At 66.5% G+C, this 20,087-nt stretch carries 16 protein-coding genes; 7 read left to right on the top strand and 9 right to left on the bottom strand.

The genetic code is table 11. The annotated features are described in order from the left end of the window. Positions 1–302: 302 nt before the first annotated feature. The 4 genes from VGI62_RS03245 (at position 303) to VGI62_RS03260 (ending at position 7,758) form a co-directional block, all read left to right on the top strand. Positions 303–3,338 carry a TonB-dependent receptor domain-containing protein gene (locus tag VGI62_RS03245; RefSeq protein ID WP_331502957.1) on the top strand — a complete coding sequence of 1,012 codons (3,036 nt, stop codon included), beginning with the start codon at positions 303–305 and terminating at the stop codon, positions 3,336–3,338. 187 nt (positions 3,339–3,525) lie between these two features. Continuing rightward, positions 3,526–4,041, top strand: coding sequence for a hypothetical protein (locus VGI62_RS03250; RefSeq protein ID WP_331502958.1), 516 nt, complete (start codon positions 3,526–3,528; stop codon positions 4,039–4,041). A 189-nt stretch (positions 4,042–4,230) separates the two neighbouring features. Continuing rightward, complete coding sequence (locus VGI62_RS03255; protein ID WP_331502959.1) at positions 4,231–6,252, top strand: elongation factor G; 2,022 nt, start codon at positions 4,231–4,233, stop codon at positions 6,250–6,252. A 114-nt stretch (positions 6,253–6,366) separates the two neighbouring features. Beyond that, on the top strand, positions 6,367–7,758 hold the full coding sequence (locus VGI62_RS03260; RefSeq protein ID WP_331502960.1) for an MFS transporter: 1,392 nt from the start codon (positions 6,367–6,369) through the stop codon (positions 7,756–7,758). Here the strand turns inward: VGI62_RS03260 and VGI62_RS03265 are convergent. Genes VGI62_RS03265 through VGI62_RS03275 form a run of 3 tightly spaced genes read right to left on the bottom strand, consistent with a single transcriptional unit; the run spans position 7,755 to position 11,840 of the window. Next, a complete protein-coding gene (locus tag VGI62_RS03265) occupies positions 7,755–9,236 on the bottom strand; it encodes an efflux transporter outer membrane subunit (RefSeq protein WP_331502961.1) in 1,482 nt (493 codons plus the stop codon). The two genes, VGI62_RS03260 and VGI62_RS03265, sit on opposite strands and share 4 nt — an antisense overlap. Then, positions 9,220–10,746, bottom strand: a complete 1,527-nt coding sequence (locus VGI62_RS03270) for a DHA2 family efflux MFS transporter permease subunit (protein ID WP_331502962.1) — start codon at positions 10,744–10,746, stop codon at positions 9,220–9,222. Before VGI62_RS03270 ends, VGI62_RS03265 begins: the two co-directional genes overlap by 17 nt. A gap of 14 nt (positions 10,747–10,760) precedes the next feature. Then, a complete protein-coding gene (locus tag VGI62_RS03275; protein ID WP_331502963.1) occupies positions 10,761–11,840 on the bottom strand; it encodes an HlyD family secretion protein in 1,080 nt (359 codons plus the stop codon). A gap of 150 nt (positions 11,841–11,990) precedes the next feature. On the opposite strand from VGI62_RS03275, the gene VGI62_RS03280 reads away from it, so the two are divergent. Then, positions 11,991–12,941 (top strand): LysR family transcriptional regulator, encoded by a 951-nt coding sequence (locus tag VGI62_RS03280; protein WP_331502964.1) that lies wholly within the window; start codon positions 11,991–11,993, stop codon positions 12,939–12,941. 9 nt (positions 12,942–12,950) lie between these two features. Beyond that, complete coding sequence (locus VGI62_RS03285) at positions 12,951–13,340, top strand: VOC family protein (RefSeq protein ID WP_331502965.1); 390 nt, start codon at positions 12,951–12,953, stop codon at positions 13,338–13,340. On the opposite strand, the gene VGI62_RS03290 is transcribed toward VGI62_RS03285, so the two are convergent. The 6 genes from VGI62_RS03290 to VGI62_RS03315 form a co-directional block, all read right to left on the bottom strand. Then, positions 13,337–13,960 (bottom strand): DUF2306 domain-containing protein, encoded by a 624-nt coding sequence (locus tag VGI62_RS03290; protein WP_331502966.1) that lies wholly within the window; start codon positions 13,958–13,960, stop codon positions 13,337–13,339. The genes VGI62_RS03285 and VGI62_RS03290 overlap by 4 nt on opposite strands. A 53-nt stretch (positions 13,961–14,013) precedes the next feature. Continuing rightward, on the bottom strand, positions 14,014–15,747 hold the full coding sequence (locus tag VGI62_RS03295) for a hypothetical protein (protein ID WP_331502967.1): 1,734 nt from the start codon (positions 15,745–15,747) through the stop codon (positions 14,014–14,016). A gap of 88 nt (positions 15,748–15,835) precedes the next feature. Further along, positions 15,836–16,099 carry a hypothetical protein gene (locus VGI62_RS03300; RefSeq protein ID WP_331502968.1) on the bottom strand — a complete coding sequence of 88 codons (264 nt, stop codon included), beginning with the start codon at positions 16,097–16,099 and terminating at the stop codon, positions 15,836–15,838. A 55-nt stretch (positions 16,100–16,154) separates the two neighbouring features. Next, on the bottom strand, positions 16,155–16,838 hold the full coding sequence (locus tag VGI62_RS03305) for a glutathione S-transferase family protein (protein ID WP_331502969.1): 684 nt from the start codon (positions 16,836–16,838) through the stop codon (positions 16,155–16,157). A gap of 310 nt (positions 16,839–17,148) precedes the next feature. Beyond that, a complete protein-coding gene (locus tag VGI62_RS03310) occupies positions 17,149–17,790 on the bottom strand; it encodes a PEP-CTERM sorting domain-containing protein (protein ID WP_331502970.1) in 642 nt (213 codons plus the stop codon). Positions 17,791–18,020: 230 nt separating this feature from the next. Further along, entirely contained in the window at positions 18,021–18,161 is a 141-nt protein-coding gene (locus VGI62_RS03315; RefSeq protein ID WP_331502971.1) for a hypothetical protein, read from the bottom strand. Positions 18,162–18,460: 299 nt separating this feature from the next. Between VGI62_RS03315 and VGI62_RS03320 the strand changes: the two genes are divergently transcribed. Further along, on the top strand, positions 18,461–19,681 hold the full coding sequence (locus tag VGI62_RS03320) for a hypothetical protein (protein ID WP_331502972.1): 1,221 nt from the start codon (positions 18,461–18,463) through the stop codon (positions 19,679–19,681). Positions 19,682–20,087 lie beyond the last annotated feature (406 nt).

Genomic DNA, 20,087 nt, shown 5'->3' on the forward strand with positions numbered 1-20,087 from the left:
TACGACCGTAACGCCATCCTTGTATCTTTTTTGTCACTTCAGAGACCAAGTTCTTCGTACTCGAAACAACTCCCCCCTTCATGCTTTCCATTGTCTAGCTTCAGACGCGTAACCTTCCTGTCGGTTATGTGGCCATTATGCGACATATTGATTGTGCGATCGCACACAACTTCGCAATGTGTTTGACCCTCAACAAAAGTCACCGCTAATTCCGCCATAACCGGGGTCATCTGTGACCCTGGCTTGGCAATATTTGGGGAGCGGGTTCGCCGTCGCTGGGCGACCGCTGGAGGATTTAGACCTTGAAAATCAAACCCACTCGGGAGCGCCTGCTGGCCTCCTCGATGATCTGCGGCGCGGCCTTCCTCGGTCTCTCCGCTACCCAGGCCTCCGCTGCGGCGGCGGCAGCCGCCCCGGCCTCGGGCGAAGTCTCCGAAATCGTCGTCACCGGCACCCGGATCCCGTCCCCGAACCTGACGAGCGTTGCGCCCGTCACCTCGGTCACCTCCGCCGACATCAAGGCGCAGGGCGTCACCCGGATGGAGGACCTGCTCAACAGCCTGCCGCAGGCCTTCGCGGCTCAGGGCTCCAACGTTTCCAACGCTTCGGACGGCACCGCCACGGCCAACCTGCGCGGCCTGGGCCCCAACCGGACGCTGGTGCTGATCGATGGCCGCCGCCTGCAGGCCGGCAACCCGACCTCATCGATCGCCGCGGTCTCCGCCGACCTGAACTTCATCCCGACGGCACTCGTCGAGCGCGTCGACGTGCTGACCGGCGGCGCCTCGGCGGTCTACGGCGCCGACGCGGTGGCCGGCGTCGTCAACTTCATCATGAAGAAGAACTTCGAGGGCGTGCAGATCGACGCACAGTACTCGACCTACCAGCACAACCAGCAGAACCCGGACAACGTCCAGCAGGTGGTCCGCAACGCGCGTGGCACCGCCGCGGTGCCGGACAACTTCATCGTTCCCGGCGACTTCAAGGGTGGGGAAGGCGACCAGGAAAGCATCGTGCTCGGCGTCAATGCGCCGGACGGCAAGGGCAACATCACCGCCTACGCGACCCATGTGAACGTCAATTCCGTCACGGCCAACAACTTCGACTACTCGGCCTGCTCGCTGAATTCGGGCACAAGCTTCCTCTCCGCCGGCTGCGGCGGTTCGGGCACCTCCTATCCGGCGCGGTTCGGCAGCTTCATCGTCGACCCCAACGGGCCCGGCAATACCTTCCGTCCGCGGAATGCGGCGACTGACGTCTACAACTTCGCCCCGACCAACTACCTGATGCGGCCGGACACGCGCTACAGCATGGGCGCGTTCGCCCACTACGAGATCACTCCCCACTTCCAGGCCTACGCCGACCTGATGTTCATGGATGACAACTCCACGGCTCAGATCGCGCCCGGCGGCATCTTCGCCGCCAGCGGCCCCGGACCGGGCGGCACCTTCGCCGTCAACTGCGACAACCCGCTGATGACCACGACGCAGCAGCAGCAGCTCTGCGGCGGAGCCGCGGGCACTGCGACCAACGTCAACGTGGCGGTTACCCGCCGCAACATCGAAGGCGGCGGCCGCCTGACCATCTTCGATCACCAGGAGCAGCGCTACGTCATCGGCCTGAAGGGCGATATCAACGCCGACTGGAGCTACGATGGCTTCATCCAGTACGGCAAGACGGCGCTGACGCAGGAGCAGGACAACAACTTCCTGACGTCGCGCATCAACAACGCTCTGATCGCGCGCAGGGACACCAGCGGCAACATCGTCTGCCAATCGGTGATCAACGGCACCGACCTGGCCTGCGTGCCCTACAACGCCTTCCAGATCGGTGGCGTGACCAAGACGGCCCTGACCTACCTGCAGGCGCCGACCTTCTCGACGGGCAACATCATCGAGCAGGTCGCCAACTTCAACGTCGTCGGCACGCTGCCGGACAATTTCAAGAGCCCGTGGGCCAACGACAAGATCGGCGTCAGCGTGGGCTCCGAGTACCGTCGTGAGCACCTGGACTCACGGTCCGACGTCGCGCAGGCGTCCGGCGACGTGAACGGCAACGGCGCCGCCAAGCCTGCTGTGAACGGAAGCTACGACGTCTACGAGTTGTTCGGCGAAGCCCGCGTGCCGATCGTTCAGGACCAACCCTGGGCCAAGGATCTCACCGCCGAACTGGCCTACCGGTTCTCCGACTACTCCAACGCCGGCGGGACCAACACCTACAAGGTCTCCGGCGACTGGACGATCATCGACGGCATTCGCCTGCGCGCCGGCTACAACCGCGCGGTGCGTGCGCCGAACGTGGTCGAGCTGTTCTCACCGCAGAACGTGGTCCTGGACGGCACGGTCGATCCCTGCGCCGGCCTCAGCCCCGGCGATCCGCTGGTCCAGCGTTGCGCCACGCTCTTCCACCTGACCACCGCACAGGTCCTGGCGCTCGAGCGCGATCCGGCAAACCAGTACAACGGCCAGCAAGGCGGCAATCCGAATCTGCGGCCGGAAAAGGCGGACACCTGGACGGTGGGCGGTGTCTGGCAGCCCACCTTCGTGCCCGGCCTGAGCCTCACCCTCGACTGGTTCGATATCAAGGTGAAGGACTACATCTCCAATATCGGCGCCAACACGATCATCAACGGCTGTGTCGACGGCTCCAACCCGGGCTTCTGCGCACTCGTGCATCGTGACTCGATCGGCTCGATCCGCTCGACCCAGGGCTACGTGATCGACACGGTGCTCAACCAGGGCGGCCTGCACACGTCGGGCCTCGACTTTTCAGCCGCCTACCACACCGGGCTCGACACCTTCGGCATCCAGAACATGGGCTCGGTCTCGGCGAACTTCGTCGGCACCTACCTCGACAAGCTGGAAACCACCATCCTCACCGGCTCAAACGCGATCGACTGCGCGGGCTTCTATGGCGCCACGTGCTCGACGCTCGGCGGTTCTACCAACCCGAACCCCAAGTGGCGGCACAAGCTACGTGTCACCTGGAACACGCCGTTCGAGTACGGCAGCTGGTTCGGCGGCCTCGGCTTCTCGGCCCAGTGGCGCTACTACGAGTCCGTCGACCTGGACGCATCCTCCAGCGACCCGCGCCTGAGCGGCAACGTTCCGGCGACCGACGCCAAGCTCGGCTCGCGCAGCTACCTCGACCTGCTGGCGACCTTCAAGGTGAAGGACAACTATTCCTTCCGCGTCGGCGTCAACAATGTGCTGGATCAGGATCCGCCGCTCACGGGCGCCAACAATTGCCCGGCTGGACCCTGCAACCAGAACGTCTACGCGCAGATGTACGACACGCTCGGCCGATACTTCTTCGTTGGTCTCACCGCCGACTTCTAGTCAGTAGCGGCTACATGGTTAGACTTTGGGCTGCGGAGAGATCCGCAGCCCCTCTTCTCATGTATCCATAAGTATCATAGTTCTCGTAACAATGATCTCATTGCCAAGCTTGTTACAAATCTTATGTGGACGTTATAGGCGTAATCTATTAAGGTGAGATCGTTGAAGGTACTGAGTTGGCGTTTCTATGGAAAAATCGCAATTTAGGCCTGAAGTCAGCGTCGATATCGGCAAGGTTGGCCATGGGCGCAGCTTCGCCAAGGATATCGCCGAGCTCGCACTGTTCCTCGACCTCACCGAGGCGGGCGATCCGGCGGGTCACCTCGAAGCGGCGGCAGCCGAAGTCGCCAACGACCGCCACATTCCAGCCACGACGCTGAAGCGGTCCGCTTCTGAAGCCCGCGCGCTGATCGAACACGCGCATGAAAGCGGCGCGTTGCGGCGGATCGAGGCGCGCCGCGAGGCCGGCGCCGATTGGGACGTTCGTCACGCCCTGTCAGCCTGGCTCGACGACACCAGCCTGCCGGCAGTCCTCAAGCAGCGCGCCCTGCGGCTCAACCGCAGCCGCGGCGGACGTCCGCCGACCAAGGCCCGCACCCTGCGCGCCGTCGAAGAACTGGTTGAATACGCTCGAGCCGGCAGCCCAGGCGCCCGCGACGAACTTCGCTCGATCCGCGCCCTCATCGCCCGCGACCTGGCCTAGCGACAGGGCGCAGCTGCACGCAAGTTCGGCCACGCGTTCGTGATCGGACGCGCCTGAAACTCCGGGCGTAAGGTTTGTCATCAGGGCGGCGCGTGCCCCTGAACCGGTCCGCGACCGTCCCAAAACCGCGCCATGGAAGCACCGCGGGCGTGGCGCCTCCCTGGCGACAAACGTGATGGGAGAACGGCCATGCCAATCCACCCCGCGGGGTCCGTGCGCGCCTTGGCGCTCGTGGGCCCCACAAGCGCCGGCAAAACCACGCTCATGGAAGCCTTCTTGCAGGTCACCGGCGCCGTCGACAGGCGCGTCGGCGGCGACAAGGTCGGCGACTCCAGTCCCGAGGCTCGGGCCCGTGGCCACTCGGTGGAGCTGAACCTCGCCAGCTTTGACTTCATGGGCGACCGCTACTCGGTGGTGGATTGTCCAGGTTCGCTTGAATTCTGCGCCGATATCGACGCGGCCCTGCCGGCCGTCGATCTTGCGGTGGTCGTGGCCGAGCCTGAACCGGGCAAGGCGGCGCTGTTGCAGCCGACGCTGCGCGAACTCGAGCGGCTCGGCGTTCCCCACGCTCTCTTCATAAACAAGATGGACCAGGCCCGTGGCGCGCTGGCCGACCTGTTGGCCGCGCTCGCCCCGGTCAGTTCCGCCCCGCTCGTGGCCCGCCAGATTCCCACGTGGGAGAACGAAAAGGTCTCCGGCTTCATCGACCTGGCTCTCGAACGCGCCTTCGTCTACCGGCCGAACGAGCCCTCGGCCCAGGCGGACATCCCGGGCGACCTGCGCGACGCCGAAGCCGACGCCCGTTTCCACATGCTGGAGCAGATCGCGGATTTCGACGACGAGTTGCTGGAACAGCTGCTCTCCGATGTCGTCCCCAGCCGAGACGCGGTCTTCGCCGACCTGGTGCGCGAAATGAACGACGGACTGATCGTGCCGGTGTTCTTTGGCTCGGCGCAGAACGGTTTTGGGGTGCGTCGCCTGCTCAAGGCCCTTCGCCATGAGACCCTGCCGCCCGACCGCGCCGCCCGGCGCCTGGGCGTGGAAGAAGGCGCCTATGTGCTGAAGGCAGCCTACGCCGGCCAGTCCGGCAAGCTCGCCTACGCCCGAGTGTTCGGCAAAACCCTGCTGGACGGAGCGGAGTTCGTCCTGCCGGACGGCGAGCGCTGCCGGGCGGGCGGCCTCTTCAATGTCCAGGGCGCCGCGCTCAGGAAGATCGCCCAGGCTCCCCTTGGCGAGGTCTGCGCAATCGGCAAGGTCGAGGCCGCGCACGCCGGCCAGATCCTCTCGACGAGCGGGCGTCCGCAGGCGGTGCGCGCGGCGGCCAGCCCTCGGCGGCCGCTGTTCGCCGTCGCGCTCTCGGCCACCAACCGCAAGGACGACGTCAGGCTTTCGGGCGCGCTCACCAAGCTGATCGAAGAAGATCCCGGCCTGCGCCTGACCCATGATCGCGAGGCCGGCCAGATGTTGCTGGCGGGCCAGGGCGAGGGTCACCTGCGGCTGGCGCTCGAGCGTCTGAAGCGCCGCTTCGGCGTTGAGATCGACACCGAGCAACCGAAGACCCCCTATCGGGAAACCATCCAGCGCGGCGTGACCCAGCGTTCGCGACACAAGAAGCAGTCCGGCGGCCACGGCCAGTTCGCCGACGTGACGGTGGAGATCAGACCGCTCGCCCGCGGATCGGGGTTTGTCTTCAGCCAGCGCGTGGTGGGCGGCGCGGTGCCCAAACAATGGATTCCCGCCGTTGAGCAGGGCGTCCGCGACGGGCTTGAGAAGGGCCAGCTCGGCTTCCCCGTCACCGACCTGGAAGTCACCCTGATCGACGGACAGACCCATAGCGTCGATTCATCGGAAATGGCGTTCCGGCTCGCCGGTCGCCTGGCGATGGAGGAGGGCCTGCCGGGATGCGGCGCGATCTTGCTGGAGCCGATCGAGAAGCTGACCGTCTATTCGCCCTCGCCGAGCGCCTCGAACGTCACCTCGGCGCTCACCGCAAGGCGCGGCCAAATCCTGGGGCTTGCCCCGCGCGAGGACTGGCGCGGGTGGGAACGCATCGAGGCCTACCTGCCGCAATCGGAGCGCCAAGGCCTGATCGCGGAGCTTCGCGGGCTGACGCAGGGGCTGGGCGCCTTCGAGGCCGACTTCGACCACATGGCCGAGCTCACCGGCCGTCTGGCTGCGGAAGCGAGCCAGGGACCGGGGGCAAGGGCCTAGTCACGCACCCTTCCCGCCTGCGGTGAGGGACGTTCGGGCTTACGGCGGCAGGATTCATAGGCTACCCAGTCGGACAGGCGCGGGAGTACGTCGCGCACCAGTTCGGGGGAATTCATGACTGCAGCCGTAGCAGGGGCGCCCGCGCGCCCGGCCAATATCGCCAAGGTGGCGCTCACATCGCTCGCCGCCGCCAGCATCGAATGGTACGACTTCTTCATCTACGGGACCGCCGCGGCCCTGGTGTTCCCGAAGCTGTTTTTCCCAGCCAGCCTGCCGCCCGCCGTCGCTCAGTTGGCCGCCTTCTCCACCTTTGCAGTGGGCTTCATCGCTCGGCCGGTCGGCGGGGTCGTGTTCGGCCACTTCGGCGACCGCGTGGGGCGCAAGCGCGCTCTGGTCACCGCCCTGCTCATGATGGGGGTCGCCACGACGGCGATCGGCCTGCTGCCATCATACGCAACAGTGGGATTGGCCGCTCCGCTGCTGCTGATCCTGCTGCGGTTCGCGCAAGGGTTGGCGGTCGGCGGCCAGTGGGGCGGCGCCGTGCTCCTGGCCATCGAGAACGCCCCGGCCAACCAGCGCGGCTTCTTCGGCAGCTTCGCCCAGTTGGGCGTCCCGGCCGGCGTTGTACTGGCCAACCTGATCTTCCTGGTCATGGGCTCGACCCTGGCGCCCGACGCTTTCCTGGCCTGGGGCTGGCGGATCCCCTTCGTGCTCTCGATGCTCCTCGTGGCGCTGGGCCTCTACGTGCACCTTCGGCTCGAAGACACCGCCGAGTATCAGGCCCTTCAAGTGATCGAGGCTGAAAAGCAGGAAGCCGCCGCGCGCGCACTCGCCGCCGAAAAGGGGATCAGCCTCGACAAGGCCAAGGCGCAGCTGCGCGCCGCGAGGGGTTCGCCGATCCTGCGAGTGATCGCCCGGCATCCGAAGGAAATCCTGCTGTCCGCCGGCGCCTTCGTCGCCGCTAACGGCAGTTTCTACATAATGGTTACCTACGTGATCGCCTACGCGACCAAGACCTTGAACGTGCCGCGCACAACCATTCTCTGGGCCGTTCTCCTGGGTAGCCTCATCTCGGCGCCCTTCGTGCCGCTCTCCGCGGCCTTGTCAGACCGGGTCGGGCGCCGTGGCGTGTACATGACCGGCGCCGTGCTCGCCGGCCTCTGGTCATTCCCGTTCTTTCTCTTGCTCGACACCGGCACGTTCCCGGCGATGCTGACGGCGATTGCGGTGGGCCTGATCTTCAACACCCTGATGTACGGCCCGCAAGCCGCGCTGATGACCGAGATCTATTCCACCGAGTTCCGCTACTCAGGGGCCTCGCTGGGCTATCAGCTCGGGGCGATCTTCGGCGGCGGGTTCGCCCCGATGATCGCCGCAGCCCTGCTCGACCAGTACAAGAACTCGCTGGCGATCTCGGGCTACATGGCCGTGCTTTGCACCATTTCGCTGGTCTCGGTGTTCCTGTTGACCCTCGGGCGCAGCCGATCCCATCGGGCCGCCGGCTAGGAGGCGCCGGCCGCCGCCGTACGCCAGTCGGCGGCGGTGGCGGCGTAGAGCTCGACGAAGTCGTTCATGCGCCGCCCCTCAGCCTCGACGAGGGTCCGGCGCGCGCGGCTCAGGTTGCGCTGGGCCGTCACGACGTCGATCATCGGCCCACCGCCCAACCGAAGCGCGTTCTGGGCGTCGTTGGCGGCGGCCGCAGCTGCGTCACTTGCCTGCTGGAGCGCCGCGATCGCCCGATCGTCGGTCGACAGGTTGGTCAGAGCATCCGAAACCTGCACGAAGGCGCGCAGCACTGTCGCGCGGTAGCGCGCTGCCGACGCCCGGGCCTCGGCTTCCGCCGCCCGCCGCTCGGCCTTCAGGGTCCCGCCGTGGAAAATCGGCGCCGTCAGGCCGGCCAACACGTTCCAGGCGGCGGCGGAGGAGTTGACCAGCTGCTCGGGGTGGACGGCTTCCTGTGTCAGAGCCGCAGAGAGCTTGATATCGGGATATTGGTGGGCCACGGCGACACCAATCGCTGCGGTCGTGGCATGCAGGTCGGCTTCGGCGGCAAGGATGTCGGGCCGGCGACGAACCAGTTCCGATGGGAGGCTGACGGGCACGGCCCCTGGGATGTGCAGTGTGGCGAGGTCGAACACCGGGGCCGTCCATTCGGCGGGCGACTTGCCGACCAGCAGCGCCATCTGGTGGCGCGCCGCGTCGAGCTCGCGCTCGAGCGGCGGAAGCAGCGCCTGATCCTCGGCGAGCTGGGCGATGCCGCTGGAGAGCGCCGAGTGCGCCGCACCGCCGGCGGCCTGCGCGTTTCTGATCATCTCGTTCACCCGCTGGTCGTCGGCGATGATCTCCTTCACGGACGCGATCTGGGCGCGGAGGCTGGCGATGTGCATGGCCTGCTGGGCGACATTCGCCGTGAGCGTCAGATAGGCGGCGTCGGCCTGATGCGCGGAGTCCTCGACCTGCGCGTTGGCCCGCTCCGTCGCCCGCCTCTGGCCGCCGAACAGGTCCAGGTCATAGCTGACCGCGCCGCCGATCGAGAAGAGGTTGATCTCCGGGTTGGGGATCGTCGGGCCGCCCGGAAAACCGCTGAACCCGAACGCGGCCAGGTTGATGCGTTCGCGCTGGGCCCCGGCATTCGCGTCGATCTGCGGAAACTGCGCGCCACGGGTGGCGCGGGCCTGGGCCTGGACGCGCTCCAGCGTCGCGCGGGCCTCAGCGAGCGTTGGGCTGTCAGCGAGCGCCTGGCGCATGGCTTGATCCAGCTCCGGCGATCCGAAGGCCTGCCACCAGGGTCCGGCCATGCGTGCATCCGGGCTCAGCTGCACGCTCGTCGCGCGCGCGTCGCCGGCCATGGCGTAGCTGCTCCCGGCCGGGCCTTGCGGCGCCTCGGGCGCCTTGAAGTTCGGCCCGACGGTCGCGCAGGCGCCAAGCGCCAGCACCGAAGCGGTGGCCGCCAGCAGGCGGAGGGTTCTAATCGACGATGGCATGAAGGGGCTCCCCGCCGGCCGCCCGTGGTTTGCGCATAAGCAGCAGCATGGGCACGCAGGCGATGGTGATGATGAACATGAGTCTGAAGTTGTCGACGTAGGCGACCATGGACGCCTGCCGCGTGATCTCGGCGTTGAGGGCCGAGACCCCCGTGGTCGTGGAAGGATCCAGGACCCTTGGCAGGTTTGCGCGGACGACCGCGTCGGACGCGATGATCTTGCCTGACAGCGAGGCGTGCATGGTCTGGGTGTTGGCCACCAGCAAGGCGTTCATGATCGAGATGCCGACGCCTGAGCCGAGGTTGCGCACCAGGGTGTAGACCGACGAGCCCTCAGGCCGCAGCTGAGGCGGAAGGGTCGCAAAGGCGAGGGTCGAGAGCGGGACGAACAGCAATCCGACGCCAAGACCCTGGATGATGCCGGATGTCACGAACGGCCAGACCCCCATCGCAAGGTCGAAGTGCATCATCTGCCAGAGCGCGATGGCGCTGATGCTCAAGCCTGTGAACAGGATCGCGCGGGTGTCGACCTTCCCGATCAACCGGCCGACGAAGAACATGGCCGCGAACGAACCGACGCCGCGTGGCATGCTGAGCAGGCCCGATGTCAGCACCGGATAGCCCATCAGGGTCTGCATCATCGGCGGCAAGAGGGCCATGGTCGAGAAGAGCAGGATCCCGACGAAGAAGCCGAAGACGCTGGCGGTGACGAAATTGCGATCACGCATCAGCGCTCTGTCGAAGAACGGGTGCTGGGTCGTGAAGGTGTGGACCACGAAGACCCAGAGCCCGACGGCTGCAAGGATCGTCTCGATCCAGATCTCCCTGGACTGGAACCAGTCCTGGCTGGGTCCCCGGTCCAGCACCATCTGGAAGGCGGCGATGAACAGGGTAAGCATCCCGAAGCCGAGGAAATCGAACCGCTTTGCGCGCCTCAGCCGGTCGCCTGAAATAAACAGCGCGACCCCCAGGAACGCCAGGATGCCGATGGGCAGGTTGATGTAGAAGCACCACCGCCAGGATAAATTCTCAGTGAAATAGCCGCCGAGCGCGGGACCCAGGATTGGTCCCAGGATCGCCCCCGCCCCCCAGATCGCCATGGCCTGGCCATGCTTCTCCGGCGGGTTGATGTCCAGGAGCACGGCCTGCGACAGCGGGATCAACGCCGCGCCGAACACGCCTTGCAGCACGCGGAAAAGCACGATCTCGGGAAGGCTGGTTGCGATGCCGCAGAGCATCGAGGCGACGGTGAAGCCCCCGATAGAGATCAGGAACATGCGCTTGCGGCCGATCCGGTCGGCGAGCCAGCCGGACAACGGCGTCATGATCGCCGCTGAAACGATGTAGGAGGTCAGCACCCAGGTGATCTGCTCGGGAGACGCCGACACCGAGCCCTGCATGTGCGGCAGGGCCACGTTGGCGATCGTCGTGTCCAGCGAGTTCATCACCGTCGCCAGCATGATCGAGATGGTGATCGGCCAGCGGTTCTTTGCGTCCTGTTCGGAGATCATGGGCGATGAGCCCCTCAGCCGGCTCGCCCGGGCGCGCGGACGTCGACCGTCACCTTGGCTGAGAGGCCGGCGCGCGCCGCCATGTCGGGCGGCGGCTTGTCAAAGCTGATCCGCACCGGCAGGCGCTGGACGACCTTCACCCAGTTGCCGGTCGCATTCTGGGCCGGCAGGGCCGAGAAAGCCTGGCCGGTGCCTGGCGAGAAGCTCGCCACGCGGCCTTTGATGTTGGCGTCGGGATAGGCGTCGACCTTGATGGTGACGGGCTGGCCGACCTTCATGCGGGCGAGCTGATCTTCCTTGAAGTTCGCCTCGATCCAGGGCTGGCCCGACAGCAGCCAGAAGCCGGTCTGCGAAGCGTTGAGATAGGTCCCGACCGGCATCTGGTCGACGCGGGTCACGACCCCATCGGCGGGCGCGACCACGGTTGCGTAGGACATGTTGAGCTTGGCGCGATCGAGTTCGGCCTGGGCCTGCATGACAGCGGGCGCGGACTGCGCCGCACGCTTGGGGTCGCCGCCGAGGCTCGCGAGCACCTGGGCGGCCTGCTCTTGTGCGCTGGCCAGTTGCTGTCTGGCTGCGAACGCGGCGTGGTTGGCCTGGTCGACCTGAGCCTGGGAAGAGACGCCGACGTTGGCCAGGTTCTTCTGCCGGGCAGCTTCGGCGTTGGCGTAGGTCAGCGCTTCTTGCGCCGCGCGCACCAGATCCTGCTGCTGTTGGTAGCTGGCGCGAAGCGCGGTGATCTGCTGGGAGGCGTTGGCCACAGTGGCGGCGGCCGCCTCCGCGTTGGCCTGCATGTCGCGCGCATCCAGCCGGAACAGCACCTCGCCCTTCCGGACGAACTGGTTCTCATGGACGTAGATGTCGGTGACACGGCCGGCGATCGAGGGGGCGACGGGCGCCTTGGCGATCTGCACGTAGGCATTGTCGGTGGTCTGTGTCCGGCCGCCGGTCAAGACGAAATAACCCACGACCCCGGCGATCACCAGGGGACCGCCGAGGATCAACGGCCAGCGCCAGCGTCGTAGAAAACCCGGCTGCGGCTGGGGATCGACCTCGGCGTTGCCGCGGAGCGGGATGACTTCAGGTTCGCTCACTTTGGCGAGCCCCTTTCAAGTGGATATCGCAAAGGGGATAGCGGGCGCAGACCTGTCATGGCCGCACCGGCTTCCCGTCGTGATCTGAGATAGGACTGCCCGGCCGATGATCCAAATGATATGTTGTCACGCAACAAATGAACATGATTCATGAGCCTTGACCTCAACCTTATGCGCGTATTCGACGTCCTGTTGGAGGAGCGCAGCGTCACGCGCGCAGGCGCCCGTCTCGGGCTCAGCCAGTCGGCTGTGAGCCATGCGTTAAATCGCCTGCGCTACATGCTGAAGGACGAACTGTTCGTGCGCGGTCCCGCGGGCATGCAACCGACGCCGCGTGCGGTTGAGATGGGACCGCAGGTGCATGCCGCCCTCAACCAGCTGCAGGCGGCCATGTCGCCCTCTGACTTCGATCCCGCGACCAGCGAGCGGCGGTTCGCCGTGATCACCGGCGCCTACGCAAGCGCCATCCTCGCGCCCCTCGTCGCGGGCCGACTGGCGCAGGTGGCGCCGCAGTCGGAGCTGATGATCGCCGAGCTGGCGCTGGATGTTCTGGAACGACTGGACGCCCGGCGAGCCGACTTCCTGGTCGGCAGCGTACTGGCCGCCCCGGACCGTTTCGCCCGCGAAACCCTGCTGACGGAGGAACTGGTCTGGGTCGTCCGAGCAGATCACCCGTTGTTCCAGGGTGAGCACATCGACCTGGAGACGCTGGTTTCCGCTCCACATGTCGTGATCGCCCGCAACCTCCCGGGCCTGATCGAGGAAGGCGGCGAACGGCGGCCCTTCGTCAGCCGCGCGAGCTGGGAAGACGCCGGGGCGTTCGAGGCGGCGCTGGCCGCTCGGGGCCTCGCCCGGCGGGTCGCGGTGTCGGTTCCCGACACCTATACCGCGCTCGCGGTCGCCAGCCGGACGGACATGGCCACCCTGATCCCCCGCCGACTCGCCCTGCTTTCTGCGCAAGGCGGACGCGTGAAATTGGTGGAGCCGCCCTACGAGTCTCCGACCGTCGATGTGAGCCTGCTCTACCTGAAGGACCGCCTGGCAGAACCCGCCATCGTCTGGCTGCGGGATCAGATCCGGGCTGTCGCCGCCGGCCTCTAGGGATTTCGCATGCCGCAGCGCATCAGCCTCACCGCTCTCCTGGTCCGCGACTATGACGAGGCGATCGGCTTCTACGTCGGCAAGCTCGGTTTCGCCCTGATTGCCGATAACGATCTGGGGGGCGGCAAGCGCTGGGTAGCCGTGCAGCCGCTGGGCGGCGGCGGCGGCGTCCTGCTTGCCCGGCCCGCGGATGACGCACAGGCCGCGCGGATCGGCGATCAGACGGGAAGGCGCGTGTTCCTGTTCCTCGAGACCGACGACTTTGCCGGCGACTACGCCAGGATGCGGGCGGCAGGTGTTCGCTTCCTCGAGGATCCGCGCCATGAACCCTACGGCGTGGTTGCGGTCTTCGAAGACCTCTACGGCAATCGCTGGGACCTTATCGAGCCCAAGCCCTAAGTGGCGAGCGTCGCGGGCTTCCACAGGCGCGCCCGGTTCAGGTAGAGCTCGGCCGCCAGCAGGTTCGGGATCCAGCACAGCCACGAGATGGCCCGGTAGCCTTCGACGAAATCTATTCCAAGCAACGGCGGGATCGGCAGATAGAGCCGCAGCGTCACCGCCGCCAAGGTCAGCGCGAACGATCGCACCATCCAGCGCCGGTGCTCCACGATCCGCCGCGCCATGGCCAGGCGCCACGCCTGGGCCGTGCAGAAGATCCAGCTGATCGCGAGGAGTCCAAAACCGAACTGCGCCACGGGCCCAGCGCTCGTGCCCCACGCGAGCAGCAGGCCCGCCGGCCCACCCAGCAGGCAGGCCACGACGTAGATTCGGCCCACCCAATGATGCAGCCTGGGTCGCGCCGCGCGCAGCCTTGGTATGAACTGGAACGGCCCGACGATTAGCGCCGTGGCGGCGAGGCCGGCGTGGAGGACCAACCAGGGATGGCGCATCACGTTGCCGGCCACTCCGGGCGGAATCCCCGGCGTGTTCGGCAGCAAGTATCTGAATGAGCCGATGGCGATCCCAAGGCTCAGAAACGCCATGAGCGCCCAGAGCGCGCCCGAAACCTTGCTGTTCATCCGGCGTCCTCCAACGCGCGACATGACCACTATCGCAAGGCTACCACGCCGGCCTACAGCCTCGAACTTTCCAGTCGCGTGTCGCTCAGCCGCCAGGCCTTGGTGAATGCGTCGCGGACGCGCCCAGCCTCTGCGTCCTTGCCCTGGGCTTGCAGCGCCTGGGCCAGGCCATTCAGGGCCCAGCCATCGTCGCGGTAGGTTTTCAGGCTGTCCCGGTAGACCGCCTCGGCCTCGGCCGGTCTCTTGGCCTGCAGCAGGGCCGCGCCCAGCAGGTGGCTGACCGGCTGATGCCAATAGGGCGGCTCGGTGTAGGGCAAGGCCTTCTCCAGGTCCCTGGCCTTCTGGAACTGCGTCACAGCGTCGGTGAGGTCGCCCGACGTCCGGGCGATCTCGCCATCCAAAAGGGCGATCGAGACCTGGACCATCTGCGGGGCTGGAATAGCGAAGGCCTCGTAGTGCGTGAAATCGGCCTTGGTGAGCGCCGCCAGCTTTTCGCGGTCGAGGCGCGCGGCTGCGAGGTCGCCGGTGTTGGCGTGAGCGAAACCGCGGGCATAGGTCCAGACCGCCACATCGAGCGTCAGGGCCGCCGGCGGCGCAGGCTCGGCCAAGACGGCCTTCCATTTGCCGAACCGAAGCTGGGTGGCGACGGGCGTCAGCACGTAGAGTTCGCCCGGCGCGAGCTGCTTGGCCAGGTTCACCGCGTCCACGGCCTTCACCAGCCGGCGCGCCGCCCCGATGGCGGTCTGGTAGCGCCCCTGCATCTCCGCCGAGGTCCACAGGAAGTGGATGTTGTGGCCGTAGTAGCCAGCCGGATAGAAGCCCTGCGCCTTGCAGGCTGCGATGTAGTCCTCGTCCACCTTTGCGGCGAGTTCGTTCACGCGCGCAGCGTCCTCGTAACGGCCGACCCGATAGTAGATGTGGCTGGGCATGTGCACGACGTGGCCCGCCTCGGGCATCAGTTTCAGCAGCACGTCGGCCGCATGCTCAGCGCGCTCCGGCGTCGTCGAGGCCTCCACGGAATGGATGTAGAGATGCAGCGCCCCAGGGTGCTCAGGCGCTCGGCGAAGCACGCTCTCCAGGGTCGCGACGATCTCCGCGCCGTGCCCCTTCGGCGTGACGCCGTCGGCTTGCCAGTAGTCCCAGGGCTGGGTGTCCATCATCGCCTCGGCGTAGAAGGTCGCCGCATCGAGGTCTTCGGGATGCTCCCGCCACAGCTTTGCCATCGCCTCCGCCCAGGCCTCGTCGAGGGCGTGCCGATCGGCCTTGGGATCAGCCGAGTAGCGGGCGCCAAGAGCGGCGATCCACGCCTGTTCCCGCGGCGAAGCCTTCGGCGCCAGCGCTTGGGCGCGCTGCAGCGCCTGCAAGGCGGGCGCAACCGCATCTGGCTGCATCGGCAGGTTGATATTGGGTCCCAGCGCCTCTGCGACGCCCCACCAGCACATGGCGCAGTTTGGATCGAGCCGCGCCGCCTCGCGGAACGACCGGATTGCCTCAGCGTGGTTGAAACCGAACAGCAGGTTCACCCCCTGATCGAAGTACGCCTGCGTCTTCGCATTCCGGGTTGAAATCGGCATGTGATGGACGCCCAGACCCTTGAATACCGGGGCCCCGCGCTTGTCCGCTTCGCCCGCGTAGATGGCGGGCATGGGCGAAAGCGGCAGGCCCATGCTCATGGGCCCCGGCATCAGCATGCCGGGCATCGCGCTGGCCGGCTTTTCCTGCGCCGAGCCTGGCGTCGCCGCCAGGGTGGCGATGAATGCGGCCATCGTGAACAGAGGAAACTTCATCGCGGAGCGCTCCCGGCTTGCCACGGTATTCCGTCAGGAGAGCACGATTTGTTACAGCGAACGAGTTTCTCGTAACGACGTTACGCTATCACACCGATAGATCGACCATCGCGCCTCGCCGGTAGACCACGGGCTTCACCGGCGGCGTCGGCGTTACGGTCCTCGAGAGGCCAAGAGCGCCGGCGGCATCAACCTGCGAGACGCCACCGGCGCATGCGAGTGCGCCGCCCAGCACCACCGCCGGCGCGCGTTGCGCGCCCTCAGTCACCTTCGGACGGCTCGGCTCAACGCTGCGCCTGACAGGGTCGAAGCGGCTGAAACCTGGATTCTGAAGGACGCCGAGGCTGTCCATGGGTTCTCCAGCGATGGAAGACCCATAGATCAGCGACGGTTAAGTTCGTGTTCCGCTATTCCGCCGGGATCGGCTTCGGCGTGGCGGGGATCAGGGCGTCGTCAATCTCGCGGGCGCGGACCGCGGCGGGGCGGGCGCCGATGCGCTCGAAATAGGCCTCGAAAACAGGCCGCCGCTCTATGGAGCCGAACTGCATGCCCCAGCCGATCTGCGATCCGACATAGACGTCGGCGGCGCTGAACCGGTCGCCGGCGATGTAATCCCGGCCTTTCACCGCGCCCTCCAGCGCGTTGACGACATCGGCCATGCAGCCGAAGCCGGCCATCCGCCGCTGCTCGGGCTTTGGTTCGAAGCCGAGACTCTTGGCGGTGACCGCCGCCTCGACCGGGCCGGCAGCAAAGAACAGCCACCGATAGTAATCGCCGCGCTCGGTCGGGGCCGGCGCGAGACCCGTCTCAGGGAAGGCGTCGGCGAGGTAGGCGCAGATCGCAGCGCCTTCGGTGATCACCGTCTCTCCGTGCCGCAGTGCCGGCACCTTGCCCATCGGGTTCACCGCCAGGTACTCGGCTCCCTTGAGGGTCGTTTCATAGTCGAGGATCTCGGTGCGGTAGGGCTGCCCCACCTCTTCCAGCATCCAGCGCACGATGCGCCCTCGCGACATGGGGTTGGTGTAGAACACCAGTTCCTTCGACATGGCTTGTCCTTTCGCGTCACGCCCGTCGCCGGGCTCGAGCGCCATGGTGTCCCCCCGATGCTGACAACATCATGTCAGCAGTCCGGACGGCGGTGGGCGTTAGCTTTTGCCGAGCTAGCTTTTCCATAGCTGATCATCGGACGGTCTTCGATGGCGTAAGCACACCTTCGCCTGACGCCAGCAAGCAGAACCGGCGAACGTCCGGCCAGTGTGTGGAGCTCGGTTATCGCCTCAACGCCATGAGCCGGCGATTGGGGGTCGGTCGGCCCATGGAGCAGAGGGGCCTTATCGGCATGGTTCGCAAATTCGCACTGAATGGGCCAATGTCCGCAAGGGGTCGCGAACCGGCAGGCATCTAGCCGATCGTCGCCAAGTCCTGTCGGAACCGACGATGCATCCTTATGCCGGCGCCGACGGCTCCCAGTCCTATCATGGCCAGCATCCAGTCTGCCGGCTCGGGCACGGCGCCAAAGGCCGTCAGCCTCGTCACGGTTCCTGTGCCCGCGCCTGCGAAGTCGTGGTCGCTGCCAAAGCCCGCCGCATTGACAAAGAAGGAAAACGAGTAGCTGCCCGTGATGGCGTTGTCAGTGAAGTCTGAGCCCACGATTTCGGGCGAACTCAGCAGGTAGGTCAGGTCGAGGTTGAAACGACCGTCATAATAGCCTTCGTACCCCATTCCGGGAAAGATACGGATGTGGCCCCCGGTATCCGTGAGCGTTACGTTCGATAGTAACTTGGGGTGAGACATGATGGCTTCGTTGGCCGGAGTGTCTGGAAGCGTCGTGTTCCAGTCCGCCGGCACTGCGGTCGGGACAGCGTCGTAAGCGGCCGCTCCCGTCGCGGAGAAGCTGCTCACGTAGGGTGAGCCGTAAAGGTCTTCGATGACAAACTGGGCGCTCTGCGGCCCGCTGAAGTCCAGCGTCCAGGTGGCGGCCTGGGCCGTCACGGGGATGGAGGCGCAAAGCGCAGCGAGGCCGATAAGCGCCCTGGATAGCATCGCAAGTCCCCTGACCCTGAAGGTGGCGTCGCTGCATTAACGACGCAGCTATGCAGTTGGTTCATCTCGCATACATGGGACTGCCCAGTCCCGAACCGGACGCTCCCAACCTCAGCAACGGGTCGTTCCCTCCGAAGGCCTGTGGCCGGGAGGCGGATCTCCGCCCGGTCGCTGTGGCAAGGGCCTGAGGGCGGACGTGCTGGACGGCAGGACGGGGGGGAAGCGGACCTTCACGCCGCCGGCTGGAGGACAGGTTCCCCGGCCGTGCGGATTTCCAGCTTGCCGGCGCCCAGCCGGCGCATCACCGTCCAGGCGATGAGCAAGCAGGGTACGAGGCTCAGGCCGGCGTCCATCAGGAACGACCCGCTCACGCCGCCGGCCAGCTTGTAGCCGTACCCATCCAGCGCCGGCTGTGGGAGTAAGGGACCGCCGAGGCCGTCCCCAGCAAGCCACTCATGGAGACGTCGGTGTGTGTCGTCAGCACGCGACCATCATCAGCGCGGCGCCCTTGAGGGCTGGAGCCGCTGAGACGGCGCCCCGGCCGGGCGGGCAATATAGGCGAGTCCTTGGGCAGGCGCAGGGCGTCCGCTTCGCCCGGAGCGCGAAGGGTTGCGTCAGCGCCTTAAACTGTAGGTAGACTGTCGTCAGGCTTGGACCACCTGGAATAGGAATGCGGGGATATCCCTACGCCTTCTACGTGGCGCTGGATGGCAACGGGGCCAACGGTCTCGAGGGCATGGCCGGGATGTGCCTGTTCCTCTACGACCCGGCCAGCGAGCGGTTCGCCTGGAAGATCAAGTACTACGACGGCGTCGCGGCCGGGCACGCCTGCTCGGTGAACCCCTCCGGCAAGGTGGGTTTCCTTGGCAACGCCGGCCAGCATCTGATGTTCTTCGACGCCGCGACGCTGGAGGAGACTGGGCGGATCTCGACCCTGCGGTTCGAGACGCCGGACACCTCACTGCAGGGCAGCACGCACGTGGCCTGGCTGGACGACGAGACGTTCATAACGGCGATCGGCCGGCATTTCTGGCGCTTTCGGCTATCGGACCTGGCGAGCCCAGAGCAGCTGGAGCCGCACGGGGTCTTCCTGCCGCACGCGATGAAGCTGACCCATTCGGGGCGGTTCCTCTGCTACGGCGCCATGGACGATCCCAGCCGCGGGCGGCGTGGCGAGGCCAGGCACGTGGGCGTGCGCGACATGGCGACCGGCGAGGTCAGCGTGATCAAGCTGCCGGCCACCTGCTGGCATGTGCTGCCGCATCCGAGCGAGGAGGTGTTCTACGCGATCAGCTTCCGCGTCGCGCCGCTGGACCGGGTGGACTGGCACGAGTGGGCCATCGCCTGGCTGAAGGAGTACGTCTTCGAGATCGATGCGGAGACCAAGCGCGTGCGCCGCCACTGGGCGACCGGACGCGAGACGCCGGCGCACATCAATTCCGACATCACGATCTCGGACCGCGAGCTGATCTTCTGCAACGGCGCCAGCCAGTCGATCGTGCTCCTGGATCTGGCGGGGTTCGCGACCTTCCGCATGATCGACGAGAAGCCCGACGTGGGCGAACTGGCGCAGCGGCCGCGCGAGGTGGCGACCCAGGCCTACGACGTGCTGGCGCGCGGCAATATCTTCGGCAACTCCCAGCACATCCTGGGAATGCTGCGGGCCAGCCGGTTCTCGCTGCTGGACTCGGTCTACGCCTGCCAGCTGTCAGCCGACCAGAGCCTGCTGTTTACCGCCAACCGCGGGCTGAACCACATCACGGTCTATGACTATCCGTCGAATCGGGTGCGGCTGCGCGCGCCGATGCCGGACCTGCAGGAGTTCGCGCCTGGCCTGTCGGCGATGGCCGATCCGCGGCTGGGCTTTCATCACGGCGTCCTGGTCGGCTGAAGCTGCGGGCCTCGAGCAGGTCCGACACCGCCTCCACGGTCTTGCGGAAGTTGCGCGGGATCAGGGTCCCGATGATGAACTCGATCGCCAGCGAAGCCGGCGCGCGCCAGGCGGGCTGCAGGCTGGCGAGCGCGGAGGGGTCGATATCGAGCTGCCCTTCGAAGACCGCCCGCGTGCCGCGCCCACCCATGGCCTGTTCGAAGCGCGTGGCGCCGCGGCACCGGATCGCCTCGCCCATGAAGAACGGCTCGACGCGCCAGTCACACTCAGTGAGGTTCGACGACCATTCGGCGTGGTCCAGCCAGCCCAGCATGTCGCGTGTGACGATGCCGTCGAGGGCGCTCGGCAGCGCCGGATTGATCCGCCACTCGTTGACCAGTTCGATGACGCCGTCGGGGCGTTCGAG

The sequence above is a fragment of the Phenylobacterium sp. genome (genome assembly GCF_036495085.1).
Classification (GTDB): domain Bacteria; phylum Pseudomonadota; class Alphaproteobacteria; order Caulobacterales; family Caulobacteraceae; genus Phenylobacterium.

Excerpts from the sequence above, each read along its gene's own strand:
- VGI62_RS03250 (WP_331502958.1), top strand. The coding sequence starts at position 3,526 with ATGGAAAAATCGCAATTTAGGCCTGAAGTCAGCGTCGATATCGGCAAG.
- VGI62_RS03255 (WP_331502959.1), top strand. The coding sequence starts at position 4,231 with ATGCCAATCCACCCCGCGGGGTCCGTGCGCGCCTTGGCGCTCGTGGGC.
- VGI62_RS03260 (WP_331502960.1), top strand. The coding sequence starts at position 6,367 with ATGACTGCAGCCGTAGCAGGGGCGCCCGCGCGCCCGGCCAATATCGCC.
- VGI62_RS03265 (WP_331502961.1), bottom strand. The coding sequence starts at position 9,236 with ATGCCATCGTCGATTAGAACCCTCCGCCTGCTGGCGGCCACCGCTTCG.
- VGI62_RS03270 (WP_331502962.1), bottom strand. The coding sequence starts at position 10,746 with ATGATCTCCGAACAGGACGCAAAGAACCGCTGGCCGATCACCATCTCG.
- VGI62_RS03280 (WP_331502964.1), top strand. The coding sequence starts at position 11,991 with ATGAGCCTTGACCTCAACCTTATGCGCGTATTCGACGTCCTGTTGGAG.
- VGI62_RS03285 (WP_331502965.1), top strand. The coding sequence starts at position 12,951 with ATGCCGCAGCGCATCAGCCTCACCGCTCTCCTGGTCCGCGACTATGAC.
- VGI62_RS03290 (WP_331502966.1), bottom strand. The coding sequence starts at position 13,960 with ATGAACAGCAAGGTTTCGGGCGCGCTCTGGGCGCTCATGGCGTTTCTG.
- VGI62_RS03295 (WP_331502967.1), bottom strand. The coding sequence starts at position 15,747 with ATGAAGTTTCCTCTGTTCACGATGGCCGCATTCATCGCCACCCTGGCG.
- VGI62_RS03300 (WP_331502968.1), bottom strand. The coding sequence starts at position 16,099 with ATGGACAGCCTCGGCGTCCTTCAGAATCCAGGTTTCAGCCGCTTCGAC.
- VGI62_RS03305 (WP_331502969.1), bottom strand. The coding sequence starts at position 16,838 with ATGGCGCTCGAGCCCGGCGACGGGCGTGACGCGAAAGGACAAGCCATG.
- VGI62_RS03310 (WP_331502970.1), bottom strand. The coding sequence starts at position 17,790 with ATGCTATCCAGGGCGCTTATCGGCCTCGCTGCGCTTTGCGCCTCCATC.
- VGI62_RS03320 (WP_331502972.1), top strand. The coding sequence starts at position 18,461 with ATGCGGGGATATCCCTACGCCTTCTACGTGGCGCTGGATGGCAACGGG.